18 protein-coding genes are annotated in these 20,853 nt (G+C 68.5%); 9 read left to right on the plus strand and 9 right to left on the minus strand.

Features of this window, described 5'->3' with window-relative positions; all coding sequences use genetic code 11:
* Positions 1-28 precede the first annotated feature (28 nt).
* Together ABD719_RS13280 and ABD719_RS13285 are read right to left on the minus strand one after the other, a co-directional pair.
* Positions 29-1,411, minus strand: coding sequence for a sensor histidine kinase (locus ABD719_RS13280; protein ID WP_344693868.1), 1,383 nt, complete (start codon positions 1,409-1,411; stop codon positions 29-31).
* Positions 1,401-2,066 (minus strand): response regulator, encoded by a 666-nt coding sequence (locus ABD719_RS13285; protein WP_344693869.1) that lies wholly within the window; start codon positions 2,064-2,066, stop codon positions 1,401-1,403. Before ABD719_RS13285 ends, ABD719_RS13280 begins: the two co-directional genes overlap by 11 nt.
* A 112-nt stretch (positions 2,067-2,178) precedes the next feature.
* On the opposite strand from ABD719_RS13285, the gene ABD719_RS13290 reads away from it, so the two are divergent.
* The 5 genes from ABD719_RS13290 to ABD719_RS13310 are packed head-to-tail and all read left to right on the plus strand — an operon-like array spanning position 2,179 to position 7,859.
* Complete coding sequence (locus ABD719_RS13290) at positions 2,179-3,273, plus strand: ABC transporter substrate-binding protein (protein WP_344693870.1); 1,095 nt, start codon at positions 2,179-2,181, stop codon at positions 3,271-3,273.
* Positions 3,270-4,790, plus strand: a complete 1,521-nt coding sequence (locus ABD719_RS13295) for an OprO/OprP family phosphate-selective porin (protein WP_344693871.1) — start codon at positions 3,270-3,272, stop codon at positions 4,788-4,790. The genes ABD719_RS13290 and ABD719_RS13295 overlap by 4 nt, the downstream gene beginning before the upstream one ends.
* Positions 4,791-4,827: 37 nt before the next feature.
* Positions 4,828-6,129 carry a CitMHS family transporter gene (locus ABD719_RS13300; RefSeq protein ID WP_344693872.1) on the plus strand — a complete coding sequence of 434 codons (1,302 nt, stop codon included), beginning with the start codon at positions 4,828-4,830 and terminating at the stop codon, positions 6,127-6,129.
* 7 nt (positions 6,130-6,136) lie between these two features.
* Complete coding sequence (locus tag ABD719_RS13305) at positions 6,137-7,180, plus strand: AbrB family transcriptional regulator (RefSeq protein WP_344693874.1); 1,044 nt, start codon at positions 6,137-6,139, stop codon at positions 7,178-7,180.
* A 19-nt stretch (positions 7,181-7,199) separates the two neighbouring features.
* Complete coding sequence (locus ABD719_RS13310; protein ID WP_344693875.1) at positions 7,200-7,859, plus strand: alpha/beta fold hydrolase; 660 nt, start codon at positions 7,200-7,202, stop codon at positions 7,857-7,859.
* Positions 7,860-7,864: 5 nt separating this feature from the next.
* Here the strand turns inward: ABD719_RS13310 and ABD719_RS13315 are convergent, their stop codons facing one another.
* Positions 7,865-8,938 carry a D-alanine--D-alanine ligase family protein gene (locus ABD719_RS13315; RefSeq protein WP_425567172.1) on the minus strand — a complete coding sequence of 358 codons (1,074 nt, stop codon included), beginning with the start codon at positions 8,936-8,938 and terminating at the stop codon, positions 7,865-7,867.
* Between the two features lie 112 nt (positions 8,939-9,050).
* Here ABD719_RS13315 and pncB point away from each other — a divergent pair, with 112 nt between their 5' ends.
* The gene (gene pncB, locus ABD719_RS13320) at positions 9,051-10,355 is read left to right on the plus strand and encodes a nicotinate phosphoribosyltransferase (RefSeq protein ID WP_344693877.1); all 1,305 of its coding nucleotides are present in this window, start codon (positions 9,051-9,053) and stop codon (positions 10,353-10,355) included.
* Positions 10,356-10,379: 24 nt separating this feature from the next.
* On the opposite strand, the gene ABD719_RS13325 is transcribed toward pncB, so the two are convergent.
* The 4 genes from ABD719_RS13325 to ABD719_RS13340 all read right to left on the minus strand — a co-directional run bounded on the left by ABD719_RS13325 (position 10,380) and on the right by ABD719_RS13340 (position 14,357).
* Positions 10,380-12,131, minus strand: a complete 1,752-nt coding sequence (locus ABD719_RS13325; RefSeq protein WP_344693878.1) for an aspartyl protease family protein — start codon at positions 12,129-12,131, stop codon at positions 10,380-10,382.
* 72 nt (positions 12,132-12,203) lie between these two features.
* Complete coding sequence (locus ABD719_RS13330) at positions 12,204-12,920, minus strand: hypothetical protein (protein ID WP_344693879.1); 717 nt, start codon at positions 12,918-12,920, stop codon at positions 12,204-12,206.
* A 74-nt stretch (positions 12,921-12,994) separates the two neighbouring features.
* Entirely contained in the window at positions 12,995-13,855 is an 861-nt protein-coding gene (locus ABD719_RS13335) for an SMP-30/gluconolactonase/LRE family protein (protein ID WP_344694027.1), read from the minus strand.
* Positions 13,856-13,892: 37 nt separating this feature from the next.
* Entirely contained in the window at positions 13,893-14,357 is a 465-nt protein-coding gene (locus tag ABD719_RS13340; protein ID WP_344693880.1) for a MarR family winged helix-turn-helix transcriptional regulator, read from the minus strand.
* Between the two features lie 80 nt (positions 14,358-14,437).
* Between ABD719_RS13340 and hppD the strand changes: the two genes are divergently transcribed.
* From hppD to ABD719_RS13355, 3 genes are all read left to right on the plus strand, one after another.
* Positions 14,438-15,505 carry a 4-hydroxyphenylpyruvate dioxygenase gene (hppD, locus tag ABD719_RS13345; protein WP_344693882.1) on the plus strand — a complete coding sequence of 356 codons (1,068 nt, stop codon included), beginning with the start codon at positions 14,438-14,440 and terminating at the stop codon, positions 15,503-15,505.
* A 118-nt stretch (positions 15,506-15,623) separates the two neighbouring features.
* Complete coding sequence (hmgA, locus tag ABD719_RS13350) at positions 15,624-16,910, plus strand: homogentisate 1,2-dioxygenase (RefSeq protein WP_344693884.1); 1,287 nt, start codon at positions 15,624-15,626, stop codon at positions 16,908-16,910.
* A 62-nt stretch (positions 16,911-16,972) separates the two neighbouring features.
* A complete protein-coding gene (locus tag ABD719_RS13355; RefSeq protein WP_425567178.1) occupies positions 16,973-17,293 on the plus strand; it encodes a Rieske (2Fe-2S) protein in 321 nt (106 codons plus the stop codon).
* 82 nt (positions 17,294-17,375) lie between these two features.
* On the opposite strand, the gene ABD719_RS13360 is transcribed toward ABD719_RS13355, so the two are convergent.
* Both ABD719_RS13360 and putA read right to left on the minus strand, forming a co-directional pair.
* Positions 17,376-17,657, minus strand: coding sequence for a CsbD family protein (locus ABD719_RS13360; protein WP_344693886.1), 282 nt, complete (start codon positions 17,655-17,657; stop codon positions 17,376-17,378).
* A 119-nt stretch (positions 17,658-17,776) separates the two neighbouring features.
* A complete protein-coding gene (gene putA / locus ABD719_RS13365; RefSeq protein WP_344693887.1) occupies positions 17,777-20,770 on the minus strand; it encodes a bifunctional proline dehydrogenase/L-glutamate gamma-semialdehyde dehydrogenase PutA in 2,994 nt (997 codons plus the stop codon).
* Between the last annotated feature and the right edge of the window lie 83 nt (positions 20,771-20,853).

Raw genomic sequence — 20,853 nt, forward strand, 5'->3', positions numbered from 1 at the left:
CTACCCCTCCCCCGTAGGGGAGGGGTAGTCAGGCGGACGGAAACCGCACCACCACCACCGTCCCCCGCTCGGCATCCTCCAGTTCCACCGTCGCGTTCAGCCGCGCGGCGGCGGAGCGGACGATCGCCAGCCCCAGTCCGCTGCCCTCCGGACTGCCCGCCGCGCCGAGCCGCACGAACCGCTCGAACGCCGCATCGCGGTGCCCGGCGGGAATACCCGGCCCGTCGTCCGCGACGATCATCAGCGTCGCCGTGTCCATCACCGCGAGCCGCACCGACACCGTGCCGCCCCGCCGATTGTAGCGGATGCCGTTGTCGATCAGGTTGGACAGAATCTCGAAGATCAGCGTGCGGTGCCCCGGCACGACCGGCCGTTCCTCGCCTTCCAGCGTCAGGTCGACCCCCGCCTCCATGGCCTGCGCGAACAGCCGGGTGATGACCGCGCTCGCCACCTCGCGCAGGTCGACCGCCTCCAGCGGCGCGGACACCCCGGCTTCCTCCGCCCGCGCCAGCGCGAGCAATTGCGTCACCAGCCGTTCCAGCCGCGTCACCGCCTCCGCGATCTCGTCCAGCGCCTCGGCCCGCTCCCCGCCCGATCCGCGTCGCGCCAGCGCCACCTGCACCTTCAGCACCGACAGCGGCGTGCGCATCTGGTGCGAGGCATCGGCGGTGAAGCGACGAACACCGCCCGTCGCGCCGTCGAGCTGCGCCAGCAACCGGTCGAACGCCTGTGCCAGCGGGCGCAGTTCGCTGGGCAGCGGCCCCGCCTCCAGCGGCGAGAAGTCGGGCCGCGCCCGTTCGTCGCGCGCCTCCACCGCACCGCGCAGCCGGGCGAGCGGACGCAGGCTCCACCCCAAAGCGGGCCGCAGCAGCAGCGCCGCCGCACCGACCAGCACGCATTCGCCGATCAGCAGCGCGATCATCAGCCGCCGGTTGAGCGCCCGGCGGTTGTCCAGCGTCTCGGCGATCTGGATCACCACCGGCCGATCGATCCGGGGCAGCGCGCGACGCACTTCGGCGATGCGGATGTCCTGGTCGCGATAGTGCGCGAAGCGATAGCGGGGCACGTCGACCGCCATCGCGGCCGGATCGGGCGCGGGCAGATCGGCATAGCCGGTCAGCAACTCGCCCCCCACCGCGATCCGGTAATAGACATTGTCGCGCTCGCCATTCTCCAGCATCCCGAACGCGGCGGCGGGCAGGTCCAGCGTCACCTCGCCGCGCTCCACCTGCACCGTCTCCGCAATCGCGCCCAAGGCGCCGCCCAATACCCGGTCGCTGGTCCGCCGCACCACATCGGCGATCAGCGTCGCGCCGACCAGCCCGAGCACCACCGCCGCCAGCAGCAACGGCCCGACCATCGCCACCAGCAACCGCGTCCGCAGCGCGGGCGTCCGGGTGTCACCCGGCATCGAGCATGTATCCGACCCCGCGCACCGTGCGGATTTCCGGGCCGTCGGGGGCCAGCTTGCCGCGCAACCGCGTGACATGCACCTCGATAGCGTTGCCGCCGACCGGCTCGTCGAAGCCGAACACCTCGCCGATCAGCAGTTCGCGCGGCACCACCCGCCCCGCCCGCGTCGCCAGCGCCTCCAGCACCGTCCGCTCGCGCCGCCGCAGGTCGAGCGTGCGGTCGCCGACCCGTGCCTCCCCGCTCGACCGGTTGATCGTCAGCGTGCCCACGCCCAGCACCGGCAGGGGATCGCCGCCCCGCCGCCGGCCCAGCGCCCGCACCCGTGCCTCCAGCTCCTCCGGCTCGAAGGGTTTTCGCAGATAATCGTCCGCGCCCAGATCCAGCCCGCGCACCCGGTCGTCCAGCGCGTCGCGCGCGGTCAGCATCAGCACCGGCACCCGGTCGCCCCGCTCGCGCAACCGCGCCAGCACGGTGAAGCCGTCGATATCGGGCAGGCCCACGTCGAGGATCACCACCGCATAGGGTTCGCCCGCCACCACCGCCAGCGCATCGCGACCCGTGGCGACATGATCGACCGCGTGGCCCCCCGCCCGCAACAGGGCGGCGATGCCGCGGGCCAGCGCCGCGTCGTCCTCGATCATCAGGATGCGCATCGCCTTACCTTCGCATGGGCTGGACCCGCGTGAAAGGCTGCTGACAGCTTCGCCGCCTATCGCGCCGGTGAGCCCATCCGAGCGGAGACGCGGAGGGCGAGGAGAGATGCAGATGGCGACCCCCGTTTCCAGTATCCGGCCGATCACGGCGATGATGGCGATGGCCGTGACGATCACGCCCGCGCTGGCGCAGCGTCCCGCCGGCTATCCGCGTTCCTACGACCAGCTGATCGCCGATGCCCGCGCCGAGCGGCAGGTCCGCATCTACGCCAATGCCGACCGGGCGGAGATGATGCCCGTCGTCGCCGCCTTTCGCCGCCGCTATCCCGGCATCACCGTGCTGTACGCCGATCTCGGCTCCACCGAGATCTATCGCCGCTTCGTCGCCGAAACGCGGGCGCGCCGCCCGTCAGCCGACCTTGTCTGGTCATCGGCGATGGACCTGCAGGTGAAGCTCATCAACGACGGCTTCGCGCAAGGCTATGCCAGCCCGGAGAAGCCGGCGCTGCCGCCGACCGCGGTCTGGAAGAACATGGGTTTCGGCGTGACAGCGGAGCCGATCGGCATCGTCTACAACCGGAAGCTGGTACCGGAGGCCCGCGTGCCCCGCACCCATGCCGCGCTGGAATCGCTGCTTCGGCAGCAGCGCCCGTATTTCACCGGCCGGGTGACGACGTTCGATCCGGCCCGCTCCAATGTCGGCTATCTCTACCTGTCGGAGGATTTCGCCACCACCCGCGACACCCGGTCGCTGCTGGAGGCGATCGCGGCGACGAAACCGGTCCTGTCGCTGACGACCGAACCGATGCTGCGCGCGGTCGCTGAGGGGCGGCAGGCGATCGCCTATAATGTGATCGGCTCCTATGCGTTGGAGCGGGCGCGCACCGATCCGCGCATCGGTGTCGCCTTCCCGCGCGACTACACCATCGTCACCTCGCGCATCGCGTTCGTCGCGCATGATGCGGCGCATCCCGCCGCGGCCAAGCTGTTCCTCGATTTCCTGCTGTCGCGCGAAGGGCAGACCCTGCTCGCCGCGCGCAGCCTGTGGCCGGTGCGCACTGACGTGCGCGCCCGCCGTCTGCCGTCTGCCCAGACCCGGCCGATCCGGGTCGGCCCGCAGCTTCTCGTCAACCTCGACCGCGTCAAGCGCCAGCGTTTCCTGCGGGACTGGACCGCGATCCTCGCCACCGGAGCCCAACAACGATGACCCCCTTCCGTACCGGCTGCGCCATCGTGGCGCTGATCGCCGCCACGCCCGCACTTGCCCAAACGCCGACCGATGCCGATCTGGCTGCACTGGTCCGCGCGCAGGCGGCCGAGATCGCGGCGCTCAAAGCCCGGCTCGATCGACTGGAGGGTGTCGCCACCGTCGCGCAGGCCGATCCCGCCCGCCCAGCCGACCCCGCCGCGCCACAGGTCGCAGCAGCGGCACCAGTTTCCGCTACGCCAGCTACGCAAATCGCACAGGCCGGCCAGCCCCGCCGCACCGAACCCTTCGCGCCGCAGCTCGCGCCCCCCGGCCCCGCCGACCGCGACGTCGGCCGGGCCATCGCCGCTCGCGACAATCCTTCCGGCCTCACCACCGAATGGGGCGCGGGACTGCCCGTGTTCCACTCGGCGGACGGTGTCTACACCTTCAAGCCGCGCGGCCGCATCCTGACCGATGTCAGTTCCAGCTTCGGGTCGAAATATGACGGCCGCAACATCACCACCACCGGGATGCGCGCCCTCCGCCTCGGCCTCGAAGGCGGGGTCGGCACGCACTTCTTCTACCAGTTCGAATCCGATTTCTCCGAGAACGAGGTCGATGTCGTCACCGCCTTCGTCGGCTGGCGGGAACGGATCAGGCCCGGCCTCGACTGGGATGTGCGCGCCGGCCATCTGTTCAACGATCGGAGCTTCGAAGGCTCGACGGGTTCGGATTCGACGCCGTTCCTCGAACGCACCACCGTCGCCACCGCGATCATTCCGCAGCGCGGCTTTTACGGCATCGGCGTGATGCCGCGCCTGTTCTGGAAGACCGGCCACGCCTCGGTCACCCTCACCGGCGACCGGATCGACGGCGTACAGAATGTCGGCGACAGCCGCACCGTGCTGGCCCGCGCGCACTGGAACCCGATCAAGACCACGACCGGCGTCCTCCATCTCGGCGCATGGGGCTTCGACGAATCGCTGTCTTCGGTCGCGACCACGCTGACCCGCAACACCGTGATCGGCGGCCGCTTCAACGGCGCGCTGCGCGTCGGCAGCGGCACGCTGACCGGCGGCACCGGCACCACAGGCTACGGGATCGAGGTCGGCGGCTATCGCGGACCGCTCTGGGTGATGGGCGAGGCGGGCCGCCGCAACGCGCGGCTGGACGCCGGCCGTCCCGATTTCGTCAGCAAGGCGTGGAGCCTGTCGGGCGGCTTCTTCCTGACCGGCGATCTGCCGCCCTACAATCCCCGCCTCGGCAGCTTCGGCCAGCCACAGGTGCTCAAACCCACCTTCGACGGCGGCGTCGGCGCGATCGAACTGACCGCCCGTTACGAGAATCTCGATTACACCAGCCTCCTGACCGGCGGCGAGGGCTGGGCCGCGACGATCGGCGTCAACTGGTACCTCAACAGCTTCACCCGGTTCCAGGTGAACGCGATCCGGTGGAACACCGACAACCGCGCCGGCGCCTTCACCGGCGATGACAGCGGCCAGACGCTCAGCGCGCGCGTCGGCGTCACCTTCTGATGATCTCCCCTTTCCGCCCTTTTGTAAGGACGATGCGATGAATCTCGCCCTGCTCGGCTTCCTGATGGTCGCCACGTTCATGACGCTCATCATGACGAAAAAGATGACGCCGCTCGTCGCGCTGATCGTCATCCCCTCGATCTTCGGCGTCTTCGCCGGTCAGGCCGCGGGCCTGGGCCCGATGATGATCGACGGGATCAAGAACCTCGCCCCCACCGGCGTCATGCTGCTGTTCGCGATCCTGTTCTTCTCGACCATGACCGATACCGGGCTGTTCGATCCGCTGGTCGGGCGGCTGATCCGGCTGGTGCACGGCGACCCGATGCGCATCCTGATCGGCACCGTGGTGCTGTGCGCGCTGGTCAGCCTCGATGGTGACGGATCGACCACCTACATCATCACGATCGCCGCGCTGCTGCCGCTCTACAAGCGGTTCGACATGAACCGGCTGTACCTCGTCTGCCTGTTGATGACGACCAGCGGCATCATGAACCTGACGCCGTGGGGCGGCCCCACCGCCCGCGCCGCCAGCGCGCTGAAGCTCGATCCCGCCACGCTGTTCCTTCCGCTGATCCCCGGCATGGTCGCCGGCCTCGCCTTCCTGATCGGCCTCGCCATCTATTTCGGCCGCAAGGAACGGCTGCGGATGGGCGAGGCGGGGATCACCGCCAGCGACGAATTCACCGGCATGGCCGTGTCGCAATATCCCGAGGCGCGTCGCCCGAAGCTGATCTGGTTCAACGCCGCCCTCGTCGTCACGCTGCTGACGCTGCTGGTCTGGGGCATCCTGCCGCTGTCGGTGCTGATGATGATCGCCTTCGCGATCGCGATGATCGTCAACTATCCCGGCGTCGCCGACCAGAAGGAGCGGATTTCCGCCCATGCCGGCAATGTGCTGGCGGTGGTCTCGCTGATCTTCGCCGCCGGTATCTTTACCGGCATCCTCGGCGGCACGGGCATGGTGGAGGCGATGAGCAAGGCGGTGGTCGGCGTGATCCCGCCGGCGATGGGGCCGTACATGGCGCCGATCACCGCCGCACTCAGCCTGCCCTTCACCTTCTTCATCTCCAACGACGCCTTCTATTTCGGGATGCTGCCGATCCTCGCCGAAGCCGGCGCGCATTACGGCGTCGCGCCGGAAGCGATCGCGCGGGCGTCGCTGATGGGTCAGCCGGTCCATCTGCTCAGCCCGCTGGTGCCCTCCACCTACCTGCTCGTCAGCCTGGTCGGCATCGATCTGGCCGATCACCAGCGGTTCACGCTGGTCCCCGCCACGCTGGTCTGTCTGGTGATGACGCTGGTCGGGATGATCGCGCTGGCCTTCCCGTTCGTCGCCTGACCTGCCCGTGAAGGACCCTGCCGCCATCCTCCGCTTCCTCGCCGCGCTCGGTGTCGGTGCGGCGGGTGGCGTGTTGTTCCGGTCGATCGGCGCGCCTCTGCCCTGGGTGCTGGGTTCGATGGCGGCCTGCGCGGCGGCCAGCATCGCCGGCCTGCCGGTCGCCGCATCCTCGGCGGCGCGGCGGCCGATGGCGGCGGTGATCGGGGTGGTGCTGGGCAGCAGCTTCCGCCCCGACCTGTTCGAACAGGCACGCGAATGGATCGTGCCGCTGGCGCTGTTGCCCGTCTTCCTCGCCAGCGCCGCGTTCGTCTGCGTCACCTATTTCCGCCGGGTGGCGAAGTTCGATCCCGTCACCGCCTATTTCGCCGGGATGCCCGGCGGCATCGCCGAGATGGTGGTGATGGGGTCCGAACGCGGCGCGGACGAGCGGACGATCGGGCTGATCCACGGCGCGCGCATCTTCCTCGTCGTCTTCACCTTGCCCTTCCTGATCCGCCTCGTCGCCACGCCGGTGGCACCGCCCGCCGCCACGGTCATCCAGCAGGGCGATGTCGCGAACCTCGCGCTGCTTGGCTGGTCGGTCGGCTGCGTCGTGGTCGGCCTCGCGGTCGGGCGGTTGCTGCGGTTGCCGGCATGGCACCTCGTCGGTCCGCTCGCGGTATCGGCGGTCGTCCATGCAACCGGCATCGCCGATTTCCGTATCCCGGCCTGGGCGCTCGCCGCCGCGCAGGTCGGGCTGGGCGCGACGATCGGCTGCCGCTTCGTCGGGATGACGATGCGCGCGCTGCTCCGCACGCTGTTGCTCGCCGCCGGATCGACGGTGTTGCTGCTCGTCCTCACCGTCCTGTGGGCGGTCGGGATCGCGGCGGTGACCGGACTGGACCCGGTGCTGCTCGTCCTCGCCTATTCACCCGGTGGGCTGGCGGAGATGAGCATGGTCGCGCTCAGTCTGGCGCTCGAGCCCGCCTTCGTCATCGTCCATCACCTGGCCCGTGTCGTGCTGGTGCTGATCGGTGCCCCCTTCGCCTTCCGCCCGCCCCCTTTGCCCTGATCGCTTCCGGAGACCTTGCATGGACCGTTCCGCCACCCCCCTCGTCCTGCTCCCCGCCATGGGGTGCGACGGCCAGCTATGGGCGCGCCAGATCGTCGACCTGTCCCGCCTCGCCCAGCCGGAATTTGGCGACCTGTCGCGCGACGATACGCTGGACGGCATGGCCGCGCGCGTGCTGGCCGATGCGCCGCCGCGCTTCGCGGTCGCGGGCGTCAGCCTTGGTGGATACGTCGCGATGGAGATGGTGCGGCAGGCGCCCGACCGGATCACCCGCATCGCCCTGTTCGGCACCCGCGATTCGATGGACATGCGCCCCCGCACGGTGACGGGTCAGGGGATGCTCGCCACCGCGCCCCATGCCGATCCGCGCCTGTCCGCGATCGTCAGCGGCCCGGCACAGGCGATGGCGGACCGGGTCGGCCCCGCCGTGTTCGAACGCCAGCAGCGCGCCCTGCTCGCCCGCCCCGACATCAGCGAGGCGATCGCCGCGATCCGCGTGCCCGCGCTGGTCGCGGTCGGCGATCGCGACCGTATCTGCACGCCGGACGATGCCCGCGCCCTCAGCGCCCGGATCGCCAGCGCCCGTTTCCACCTGCTGCGGTCATGCGGTCACCTCGCCCCGATGGAGCGGCCGGGCGAGGTCACGGCGTTGTTGCGCGACTGGCTGACCCATGGCTGACCGGGTCAGCCGGTCCACCCGGCATCGAGCATCGCACCCAGCAGATCGGCATAGGACCACCCGTCCGCCCGTGCGGCGATCCCCGACAGGCAATTCTGATCGTCGCGCCCCGGCCGTCCCGGCCCGGTCATGTTCGGCTTCATGTTGAGGTCGAACAACCGGAACGCACCGTCCGCACCGGCCCGGCAGTCGATCCGGATCGCCGCCCGCGCCCCGACCAGCGCGGCGGCGCGGACGCACGCGGCGATCATCGCCCGCACCGGTTCGTCCTCCAGCCGTTCCGCCCCAATCGCCGCGCTGTTGCGGGTCACCGGCACATCGCCGTTATACGGCGCGACACCGTTGCGCTGATCGAACCGCCGTACCGGCCGCAACGCCCAATGGGCATCGCCGCGTTTTCCGGAGGGCCGCGGCGATCGTGGCGGCATGACGGTGACGGTCATCTCCTCGCCAGCCAGATATTCCTCCACCATCAGCATGTCGCCGAACGTCGCCTCGTCCAGCAGGCGCGCCGCCGCGATGCGCAGCGCCGGCAGGTCGTCGACCAGCGTCACACCCTGACTGCCCCGGCCGCGCACCGGCTTCACGATCACCGGAAACGACAGCGCCATGCCGGGCAGGTCGTCCAGCCCCGACACGCCGTTCCGCGCGGTGGCCGACAGCAGGAATGACGCCGCCACCGGCAGGCTGGCCGCCGTCAGTGCCCGGTTGGTGTCGAACTTGTCGTCGAACCGCTGCATAGCAACGGGGGTCTGGCCGACGATGCCGACCCGGCCGATCACGGCTTCCAGCGGATGCCCTTCGAACAACACCGTGTTCGCCCACAATACGCCTGCCCCCGCCGCCAGTGCGGCATTGATACCCGCGCCGGTATCGGGGAACACCCAGTCCAGCGCGCGCGCCGGATCGGGGTTTGCCACCGGCGTCACCACCGCCCGCCCGGCAGAACGCAGCGCCGCCGCGATATCCGCGCCGCCATCCGAATAGCCCCCCGGCTTGGCGTCCTTGCGCAGCCCGTCGATGATCGGCGGCGGTAGCGCCTGATAGAGGATGGCAACCGGTGTCGACGTCAAATCCATATCTCTCAGATGGTTGAAGGCAGCATCGCCTATGAACCCGCCACCCGGCGATGCAACCCGGCGGGCCGACATATCCCCTTTCACGCCCCGTCGTGCCGGGTAGAAAGGCGGCATGGCCTTCACCGACATCGCGACCCGCACCTACGATCACGGCTTCCGGCTCGACCCGATCGTCCGCAGCCTGCTCGATACCGATTTCTACAAGCTGCTGATGCTCCAGATGATCCGGCATCTCTATCCGGACGTGCAGGCCACCTTCACGCTCATCAACCGGACGAAGACGGTACGGCTCGCCGATACGATCGACGAAGGAGAGTTACGCGCCCAGCTTGATCACGCCCGCACCGTGCGCTTCGCCAAGAAGGAACTCATCTGGCTCGCCGGCAACAGCTTCGCCGGGCAGGAACGGATGTTCGCGCCCGATTTCCTGGCATGGCTCGCCGATTTCCGGCTGCCCGATTACGATCTGCGCCGGGTCGGCGGGCAGTTCGAACTACAGTTCGCCGGGCCGTGGACGCATACGACGATGTGGGAAATCCCTGCGCTCACCATCGTCAACGAACTCCGGTCGCGCGCGGCGATGCGCGACATGGGCCGCTTCACACTCGACATCCTCTATGCCCGCGCCAAGGCACGGCTGTGGGACAAGGTGGAGCGGCTGCGCGCCCTGCCGGACCTGATCCTGTCCGATTTCGGCACCCGCCGCCGCCACGGCTTCCTGTGGCAACGCTGGTGCGTGGAGGCAGTAAAGGAGGGGCTGGGCGACCGGTTCATCGGCACCTCCAACGTCCTGCTCGCGATGGACAACGACCTGGAGGCGATCGGCACGAATGCCCATGAACTGCCCATGGTGATCGCCGCGCTGGCGAACGACGACGCTGAATTGCGCGCCGCGCCGTACCGCGTGCTCGACGAGTGGCGGCGGCATTATGGCGGCAACCTGCTGATCGCGCTGCCCGATGCGTTCGGCACCGCCGCCTTCCTCGCCGATGCGCCCGACTGGGTGGCGGACTGGACCGGTTTCCGCCCGGACAGCGCGCCACCGATTGCGGCGGGGGACGAGATCATCCGATGGTGGCAGGCGCACGGTCGCGACCCTGCGGGCAAGCTACTGATCTTTTCGGACGGGATGGACGTCGGCTCCATCGAGGCGACCTATCGCCATTTCGACGGACGGGTGCGGACCAGCTTCGGCTGGGGGACCAACCTGACCAACGATTTTCGCGGTTGCGCGCCCGACGGCACCACCGGGCTGGAGCCGATCTCGCTCGTCGCCAAGGTCACCAGTGCGAATGGCCGGCCGGCGGTGAAGCTGTCCGACAATCCCGCCAAGGCCACCGGCGATCCGGCCGAAATCGCCCGCTACCTGCGCGTGTTCGGTGAGGCGGGGCGGCAGGCCAGCGCCGTCACCGTCTGACCGCGCGCCCGGTTCCGCGTTGGGTCATTCCAGCCCCATCCGCTTCGCCTGTTCGCCGATCCGCGTATTGATCGCGAGCGCGGCGGCACGATTGGCCCGCGCCTCGTCCGCCCGCCCCGCCTTTGCGGCGGCGATCCCACGCGCGTACAGCGACCAGGCCTGGCGCGGTCTGATCTTCAGCGCCGCATCGTAATCCGCGAGCGCCGCCACCAGTTCGCCCCGCCGCAGCCGGACCAGCCCCCGGCTGTCCAGATAGGCGGGGTTGCCCGGCGACAGCTTCAGCGCCGCGTTGCAATCGTCCAGCGCCATGTCCAGATCGCGGCCCATCTGTGCCAGCGCCCAGCACCGGCCGTTCAGGGCATCGCCGCGCTTGCCATCGTCGCGATGGGTACGCAGCCATTGTCCGTAATTGTCGGCGGAGGCCGCCGGCATATCGACCCGGCCGTATAGCGCGCCCAGGGCCAGCCGGCCGTTGGCGGACGGCGCCAGTGCGGCATCGGCCGCCGCCAGATCGACCTTCGTCCCTTCCGCGTCGCCTCCCGCGATCCGCAGGCTCGCCCGCGTCAGCCGCGCCTCGGCATCCGTAGGCGACAGCGTGATCGCGCGGTCCAGATCGGCGAGCGCGGGCAGCATCTGGCGGTCCGCCAGTCGCGCCATCGCACGCTGGTGGAAATAACGGCCCTCGTCCGGCGCCATCGCCACCGCCTTGTCCAGATCCGCCAGCGCCTCCGCCACCCGCCGGTTCGACAGCAGCACCGCGCCCCGCCGGCTATACCCGGCGGCATCGGTCGGTTGCGCCGCCTTGTCGGTCAGGTCGATCGCCTTGCCGGCCACGTCGCGGGCGCCCGTGGGCGTCAGCCCGAACACCGGCCCGCCCTCATAGGTGAAGAACATCCGGTTCGTGGCGTTCGACACGAACACCCGGTGCGTCAGGAAGAAATCGATGCCCACCAGCAGGTCGGCACGACCCAGATCGATCTCCGCGATATGGATTTTCGGCTTCGGGATCACCTCGCCGCCCAGATCGATGCGCTCGAACGGCGCGTACCAGGAACGGACCTGTCGCGATCCGAGCCCGCCGCCCATGCCGGCGGCCACCACCCCCGGCGATGTCGGGGTGACGCCAAGCTGCTTCGCGATCTCCAGCGACAGCAGGGATGTCTGCGCCCCGGTATCGAACAGCGCACGGATCTTGCGCCCGTTCAGCTCCACGGTGGCGATGGTGTGCGGATTGAAATTGCTGTGCGCCTGCTCGATCAGCGGCAGGATCGTCATCGGCTTGTCGCCCGCCCAATAGGCAAGATTGGCCTTGCCGCAGTCGGTCGTCTTCATCAGCCGGACGACGCCATGCGGCAGGTCGTATTCGACATCCGCCAGCCCAAGGACGTTCTGGCCCAGCAAGCCCGCGGTGCCGGTATCGCTGCCGCCCACGATGAACGATATTTTGGGGATCGCCACGCCGCCCAGCGTGAAGTCGCGCGTGACGGCGGCGCCGACGGTGGAATCGCCGCCGATTCCCCTTACCCGGAACTGCGGCGGCATCGCCGACACCTTCAGGCCGAACTCCGCCGCGTTCGCGCGCGAAATGGTGCTGTAGAACGCACCGCTGTCGAGGATGAAGCGCACGTCCCGCCCGCCCAGCTGCGCCGTCACCATCGGCCGCCGTCCGGCCATCGTCACCGGCAGTTCGAGAATCCTCGATACCTTGCACGCCGCCACGGCCGGCACCGGTGCCAGCAGCATCGACGCCAGCACCGCCCCCATCGTCGATCGCATCCCGCCTCCCCCGTTCTGATTGCCGGCAATCATCGCCAATCACCGCGACGAAGGCAATCGGCCCATAAAGCCTCAATCTCTCGGAATGCCGTCGAATTCCTGATAGTTCAGGGCGGGGGTGAACAGCAGCGGCACCAGTTCCTCCGCGTTGCGCTGGTTCCTGACCGGCGATCCGGGGCAGTCGCCTTCGCGCACGGCCACCGCCTGCCAGCGATATCCCTTCGCCCGCCCGGGATTCCACCCCGGGCCGCCGCCCCGTTCATGGCCATCAAACAACTCCTCCGTGGCGAACATGATCGCCAGTTGCCGGGTGTCGTATCGGCCTGATATGTCCGTCGTCGCCCTCTGCCCGGCACCGCCGGACGTGCATATCCGCTTGCCCGCGACGCGGCCCTTGCCGACCGTCAGCCTCAGGTCGTTGCACCGGGCCTGGCTCATCAGCGACGATCCCTCGCCGCTCGCCCGGCGCAACGCGGCCTCCAGCTCGCCGTCCGGCAGGCACGTGAGGAAACTGAACGGCAACGAGGTGGCCTGGGTGAACCGGCCGGTAGTCGCGCCGTAGTTCATCGTGCCCGACCGGCGAAACCGCCACAGCCCGCCGCGAATGACCGGCCGGGCACCGGTGACGACGATATCGTCCTCTTGCCGTGGGCCGATGACGAGGATGCCGTCATCCTGCGGCGCCGCCCGCGGGGTCGGGGTTCGAGCCGTATCGCGCTGCACCGCGGCGAAGGCGGCGACACCCACACCCGTCGCCAGCATCGCTGCCAGTATCGCCGCCGCACGCATCTCGCTCTCCCGCCGTCGTTTTCGCGATGCTCGCAGCGAATCGTCGTCACGGCAAGGCAGCGGGTGCCTCTACGCTACCCCATCGCCACCGTCGGCTGGCCGGGTATCGCTACGCGGAACGTGAACACGTCGCCGGCCAGTGGCTGCGCGGCGAGCGCCGCCGCGTCCAGCCCCTGCCGCGCGGTCGTCGCCCAGGCGGTACGGCCATCGGAACCGCCCAGCGCGATTTTGGTCACGTTGGCGACGGGGAAGTGGATCGTATCGGTCAGCGTGCCGTCCGGCGCGTAGCGTCGCGCCTGCCAGCCGCCGAACAGGCCGAGCCACACGCCGCCCTCCGCATCGCAGATCACCCCGTCGGGCCAGCCCTCATGCTCGCCCAGCCGCAGGAATTCCTCCCCCGCGCCCAGCGTGCCGTCCGCGGCCAGCGGATGCACGATCACCCGCTTGCCGGAGGTGTCGACATGGTACAGCCGTGTCCCCGCCGGATCGATCGCCGGGCCGTTGGCGATCGTCACCGCATCGGCGCCGCTGTCGATCGCCGCCGTTCCGTCCCAGCGGTACAGCCGGCCGCTCACGGCCAGTTCGTCATTGTCCATCGTGCCGAACCACAGCCGGCCGGTGGAATCGACCGTGGCGTCGTTCAGCCGGTTGGCGGGCAGGTGCGCATCGATCGTCGTCATCCGCCTGAACGTCGCGGTATCCGGATCGAAGCGGTGCGGCCCCGATTTCAGCCCGACGACGAAACCGCCCAGCGCCGCCGGTACGATCCAGCCGACCATTTCGGGCGCGTCCCATTGGTCGAGCGCGCCGGTCGCCGGGTGATGGCGATACAGCCGCTGGCCCTTGATATCGACGAACCACAGCGCATCGCCGATCCAGATCGGCCCCTCACCCAGCATCGCGCCGATCGTCAGCGCGTGTTCCGCCTGCATCATCGTCTCTCCCGTACCGTTCGTATCGCCAGTACCGCTATCATGGCGCATCCCCGGTCGCGTCAAGCGCCAGCGCCGCTGCCTCGATCCGGCGCAGCATCGCGGTGAAAGCGGCGATCTCGGCCGGTGCGAAGCCGGCGAAGATACGCCGCTCCAGCGCGATCGCCTGCGGCGCGACCGCCGCGTACAATTCCTGTCCCGGTCCGGTCAGCCGCAGCAGATGCGATCGCCGATCGTCGGGATTGGCCATGCGGGCCAGCAGTCCCCGGTCGACCAGCGCGATCGCCGCACGGCTGACGGTCACCTTGTCCATCCGCGTCGTCGCGCCGATCGCCTGCTGCGTGATCCCGTCCCGCTCCGCGATCACCGCCACCAGCCGCCATTCCGGGATCGTCAGCCCGAACAATGCCTCATAGGTGCGCGCGATCGTGTCGCTGACCAGATTGGAGGTCACCGACAATCGATAGGGGATGAAGTCGTCCAGGATCAGCGGTCGTCGGGCCATCGGCGGCATCGTATCATTTGACACCGGTTCGGCAAACGCCCAGATAAGCGGTAACGATTGATACTTCTTCAGGAGCGGTTATGGACCATATGAACGTCAATCCGATGGGGCTCGACGGCTTCGAGTTCGCCGAGTTCACCTCGCCCGATCCCGATGCGCTTGCCCGCCAGTTCGAACAACTCGGCTTCGTCGCTGCCGCCACCCATCCCGTGCTGCCCGTCACGCGGTACAAACAGGGACGGATCAACCTGCTGCTCAATCGCAGGCACGACGGTCATGCCGTTGACTTCGCCCGCGATCATGGGCCGTCCGCCAGCGGCATGGCGTTCCGCGTCCATGATGCGAAGGCGGCCTATGATGCCGCTCTCGCCCGTGGCGCCAGGCCCGGCGATGCCACGGGCGGCGCGCTCGGCGGCGGTTATGTGCTGGAGGGGATCGGCGGTTCCAACCTCTATCTGGTCGATCGGCATGGCGCGGCCGGCTCGCTCTACGACGACTGGACGCCGGTACCCGGTGCCGAGGCGGCGGAGGCCGAGAACAATGTCGGGCTCGACCTGCTCGATCACCTCACCCACAATGTCCGCCGCGGCCAGATGCGCACTTGGTCGGCCTTTTACGGCCAGATCTTCGGGTTCGAGGAACAGAAGTATTTCGATATCAAGGGCAAGGCGACCGGCCTGTTCAGCCAGGCGATGATCGCCCCCGATCGTGCGATCCGCATCCCGCTGAACGAGAGCCAGGACGACAAGAGCCAGATCGAGGAATTCATCCGCGACTATAACGGCGAAGGCATCCAGCACCTCGCCCTCACCACCGACGACATCTACACCACCGTCGAGAAGCTGCGCGCACGCGGCGTGAAGTTGCAGGACACGATCGAGACCTATTACGAACTCGTCGACAAGCGGGTGCCCGGCCATGGCGAGGACCTGGAACGCCTGCGCCGCAACCGCATCCTGATCGACGGCGCGGCCGGCGAGGAAGGGCTGCTGCTGCAGATCTTCACCGAGACGATGGTCGGCCCGATCTTCTTCGAGATCATCCAGCGCAAGGGGAACGAGGGTTTCGGCAACGGCAATTTTCAGGCGTTGTACGAGAGCATCGAGCTGGATCAGATCCGGCGCGGCGTCATCACGGTGGATGCCTAGGTATCCACCGGCGCGCGCATGAACAGGCGCCAGCGCGCCCGGCCAGCGCGGCCAAGCCGGCGTACAAGGCGCGGCTTGGCCGCGTCTGACACGCCGGTGTGTTGAAAGGAGCGACCCCATGCCCGACTACCAGACCGGTTTCGCCAACCACCACGCCACCGAAGCCATTCCCGGCGCGCTGCCGATCGGCCGCAATTCCCCCCAGCACGTTCCGTTCGGCCTCTATGCCGAACAACTGTCGGGCACCGCGTTCACGGCGCCTCGCGCCGAGAACCGCCGCGCCTGGCTCTACCGGCTGCGCCCTACCGCCAATCATCCGGCGTTCGTCCCCTATGAGGGAGCGTCGCAGCTGAAATCGGCGCCCTTCACCGACACGCCCCCCAGCCCCAACCGCCTGCGCTGGGACCCGCTTCCCTGGCCGGACGCGCCGACCGACTGGGTCGACGGCCTCGTCACCTATGGTGGGAACGGCGATGTCGGGACGGGCACCGGCGTCGCCATCCACCTCTACGCCGCCGATGCGGACATGACCGATCGGGTGTTCTTCTCGGCGGATGGCGAGATCGTGATCGTGCCGCAGGAGGGACGCCTCTCGATCGATACCGAGCAGGGCCGGATCGATATCGCGCCACTCCATCTGGCGGTCATTCCGCGCGGCGTGCGGTTTCGCGTCGCCCTGCCGGACGGGCGTGCGCGCGGTTATGTCCTCGAAAATTACGGTGCGCTGCTGCGCCTGCCCGATCTCGGCCCGATCGGGGCCAACGGCCTCGCCAATCCGCGCGACGTCGAAACCCCGGTGGCATGGTTCGAGGATATCGACGCCCCCCATCAGGTGATCCAGAAATATCAGGGCGGGCTATGGGCGACCACGCTCGATCACAGCCCGTTCGACGTAGTGGCATGGCATGGCAACCTTGCCCCCTATCGTTATGATCTGACGTGTTTCTGCACGATCAATACCGTGTCGTTCGATCATCCCGATCCATCGATCTTCACCGTCCTGACCAGCCCCAGCGACACGCCCGGCACCGCCAATGTCGATGTCGTGATCTTCCCGCCGCGCTGGATGGTGGCGGAGGACACGTTCCGCCCGCCCTGGTTCCACCGCAACGTGATGAGCGAGTTCATGGGCCTGATCCACGGCGCCTACGACGCCAAGGAGGGCGGCTTTGCCCCTGGCGGCGCGTCGCTGCACAACCAGATGAACGGTCACGGTCCGGATCGCGCCAGCTACGACAAGGCGGTCGCGGCCGATCTTGCCCCGGTGAAGATCACCGATACGATGGCTTTCATGTTCGAGACCCGGTTCCCCGTCCGCCCGACACGGTGGGCGACCGAAACCCCGACGATGCAACTGGATTATGACGGGGTATGGACCGGGTTCGCCAAAGCGCATCTGCCGTGACCGCGACCGGACGCGTCTTCGCCACCCCGGCCGGCGTCCGCCTCGGCCCGGTGGACGCGATCATGGCGGGCAAGGCGCGCAATTATGTCCTGCAAATGCGCAGCGGCCGATTTCATGGCTTTATCGTCCGTCGTGGCGACGCGGTGTTCGGTTATGTCGATCGCTGCCCGCATGCGGGGGTACCGCTGGCGCAGGTGCTGGACGATTATCTGACGCCCGGTGGCGATCATATCGCCTGCAGCTGGCATGGCGCGCTGTTCGATATCGAGGACGGCCTGTGCGTGGGCGGCCCTTGCCTGGGTCAACGTCTGACGGCGTGGCCGGTCGTCGTGGACGCGGGTGAGATCGTCACCGCCGTCCCGCCCGAACCACCCATTGCCTGAACTACCCGTCGCCTGAACGACCTACGAAAATGCCGGCCGGCGATCGCTCGCCGGCCGGCACATCGGGTAGGTAGACCGGGTGTTACTTGCCGCGCAGGCTGTTCAGCACCGCCAGCCCGACCACGCCGACCAGCGCCGCGGTGGCATAGGGGCGTGCCTGGGCGAAACCCTTGGCCTTTTCCACCACCGGGCCGGGGTTGTTGAACGCGTCCTTGGCCGCACCGGCGATCTGGCGGGCATTGCCGGCCAGCTGATCCGCGATCCCTTCGTTCTGCAACGAGCGATCACCGGTCACCTTGCCGATCGTCTCCTTCACGTTGCCGCCAAGGTCCTGTGCGTCGCCGTTGAGGGTCGTTGCGTTCATCGTCGGTCTCCCATGTCGTTGCATTCCCCGTGAATGCCGTCAGGGCAGCACAACGAGCCTGATGCCATTCGGTGCCATGCCGTAACGATTTGTCGATCGGCACTTGTCCGGACGGACCCTCAGATGCCGCCCTCGTCCAGTGACAACAGGGTCGCATTGCCCCCGGCGCTGGTCGTATCCACCGACACCGCTCGTTCCGCACAAAAGCGGTAGAGGTAGTGCGGCCCGCCCGCCTTGGGGCCCGTGCCCGACAGTCCCTCGCCCCCGAATGGCTGCGATCCCACCACCGCGCCGATCATCGACCGGTTGATGTAGAGATTGCCGACCGCCGCTTCCGCCTCCGCGACCTCGGCGGCGCGGGCGATGCGGCTGTGCAGCCCCATCGTCAGGCCATATCCCTTGGCGTTCACCCGCGCGATCGTCTCCGTCAACTTTCCGGCGGGCCAGGTCGCGACATGCAGGATCGGTCCGAACCATTCGCGGTCCAGTTCCTCGATCGCCGTCAGCCGGATCAGCGTCGGCGGTACGAACAGCCCCTCGGCCGGCACCGCCAGCGTCTTCAGCGTCTGCCCCTTCGGATTGGCCCGATAGGCCATCAGCTTGTCGTAGGACGCCCGGTCGATCACCGGGCCGACATCGGTCGCGGGATCGCCCGGATCGCCGATCCGCAGCGTGTCCATCGCCCCGGCGAGCATCTCGATGACGGTGTCGGCCACCTCCTCCTGCACCAGCAACAGCCTGAGCGCGGAGCAGCGCTGCCCCGCCGAACGGAAGGACGAGGCGACCACATCCGCCACCACCTGTTCAGGCAGTGCGGTAGAATCGACGATCATCGCATTGATTCCGCCCGTTTCCGCGATCAGCGGCACGATCGGCCGGTCGTCGTCCTCCACCAGCGTGCGCGCGATCCGTTTCGCGGTCGCGGTCGATCCGGTGAAGGCAACGCCCGCCACCCGCACGTCGCCGGTCAGCGCCGCGCCCACGTCCGGCCCGCCGGTCACCAGCACCAGCGCATCGCGCGGTACCCCGGCGCGGTGCGCCAGTTCGACCGCGGCCTGAGCGATCAGCGGGGTCTGCGGCGCCGGCTTGGCCACCACGGTGTTCCCCGTGACCAGCGCCGCCACCGTCTGCCCCAGGAAGATCGCGAGCGGGAAGTTCCACGGCGCGATCGTCGCCCACACCCCGCGTCCGTCGAGATGCAGCATGTTGCGCTCGCCGGTCGGCCCCGGCAGTTCGATGGCGCGCAGGTGCATCCGCGCCTGCTGCGCATAGTAACGGCAGAAATCCGCCGCCTCGCGCACCTCGCCGATCGCATCGGGGATCGTCTTGAACGCCTCCTGCACGCAGATCGCCATCAGCCGGTCGCGATCCTGCTCCAGCAGGTCGGCCAGCCGATCGAGACAGGCGGCACGATCGTCGACGGTGGTGGCGGACCAGCCGGGGAACGCGGCATGGGCACGGGATACGGCATCCCGGACCAGCCCCGCCGCGTCCGCCGGAGCGTTGGCGACAGCCCCCGCGCGACGGACGAGGCCGGTATCGTTCACCACCGCAACAGTCCGCGCCAATATGTTGACATCGCTCAGATCGATCCCGCCCGAATTGCGATGCCCTGCGCCGAACAGATCGACCGGCAGCGGGATGGAGGGATGGCGCGAACCGCCCACGCCGGCGATCTTTGCGACCGGATCGGCGAGGATCTCATCCTCGGTCAGCCGGGCATCGGCCAGCTGGTGGACGAAGCTGGAATTGGCGCCGTTCTCCAGCAGCCGACGGACCAGATAGGCCAACAGGTCGCGGTGTCCGCCGACCGGCGCATAGATACGGCAGTGATGGCCGTTCTCCCGCACCAGCCGCTCGTACAGGCCGTCGCCCATCCCGTGCAGACGCTGGAACTCGAAATCCCGGCTGTTGCCTGCCCATTCCAGGATAGTCGCCACCGTCAGGGCGTTGTGGCTGGCAAAGGCGGGGCGGATGTTGCGCGCCGCCAGCATGTCCTTCGCCACCGCCAGATACGACACATCGGTCGCCGCCTTGCGCGTGAACAGCGGATAATCGGCCAGCCCCTCGACCTGCGTGCGCTTGATCTCGCTGTCCCAGTATGCACCCTTCACCAGCCGCACGTTCATGATCCGGTCGAGCCCGTCCGCCCAGGCGATCACCGCCCGTGCGCGCTTGCCATAGGCCTGCACCGCCATGCCGAACCCGTCCCAGCCCTTCAGCGACGGCAGCGCCGCGACGCCGCCGATGATGTCGAGGCTCATTTCCAGCCGTTCGGATTCCTCCGCATCCACGGTCAGCGCGATGCCCTTGCCCGCCGCCTGCACCGCCAGTGCCTCCAGCATCCCGGTCAACGCCGGCACGCATTCGTTCCAGCGCGCGACCTCGTAGCGCGGGTGGAGCGCCGAGAGCTTCACCGATACCGAATGACCCGCCGCCGGATCGTTGCCCACCGCATCGATCGCCCCGACATAGGCCCGGAAATAGCGATCGGCGTCGGCAAAGGTCCGCGCCGCCTCGCCCAGCATGTCAAAGCTGGCGGTGAAGCCCTTGTTTTCGGGCTTCTTCATCCGGCGCATCGCTTCGTCGATGGTGCGGCCCATCACGAAGATTTCGCCCATCATCTTCATCGCGGCGCCGACCGCCTGCCGCACGAACGGTTCGCCCGCCCGCGCCATCAGCCGCTTGAGCGGCCCTGCCTCGCCTTCGCCGACCAGTACGCGGCCGACCACCAGTCCCCAGGTCGCGGAGTTGACCAGCCGCGACGACGACTTGCCGGTATGCGCGCGCCAGTCGGCATCGCCCAGCTTGTCCGCGATCAGCAGGTCCGCCGTCTCGGGATCGGGTACGCGCAGGAACGCCTCGGCAAGGCTGAGCAGCGCGATCCCCTCCGACGAATTGAGCCGATATTCCTGCAGGAACTGGTTCACCCAGCCCCGGCTCTGCGCGCTGCGCAGGTCGGCGAGCAGGCCGGAGGCATGGCCGATGATCCGGCTTCTCGAATCGGGGCTGGTCGCGGCGCGATCGAGCAATGGTTTTAGAACATCGGGTTCGGGCGCCCGGTACAAATTATTCATGCTTTTACGGGCTTCGGACGTTACGGCAGTCGTCATCTTCAAGGTTCCGGTCTTGCGAGGGCTTGCCGCGGACATGACCCCGTGGCTACAGGACGATACGCGTCTAGCGCGAAATAGGG

The sequence above is a fragment of the Sphingomonas cynarae genome, from assembly GCF_039537815.1.
Classification (GTDB): domain Bacteria; phylum Pseudomonadota; class Alphaproteobacteria; order Sphingomonadales; family Sphingomonadaceae; genus Sphingomonas; species Sphingomonas cynarae.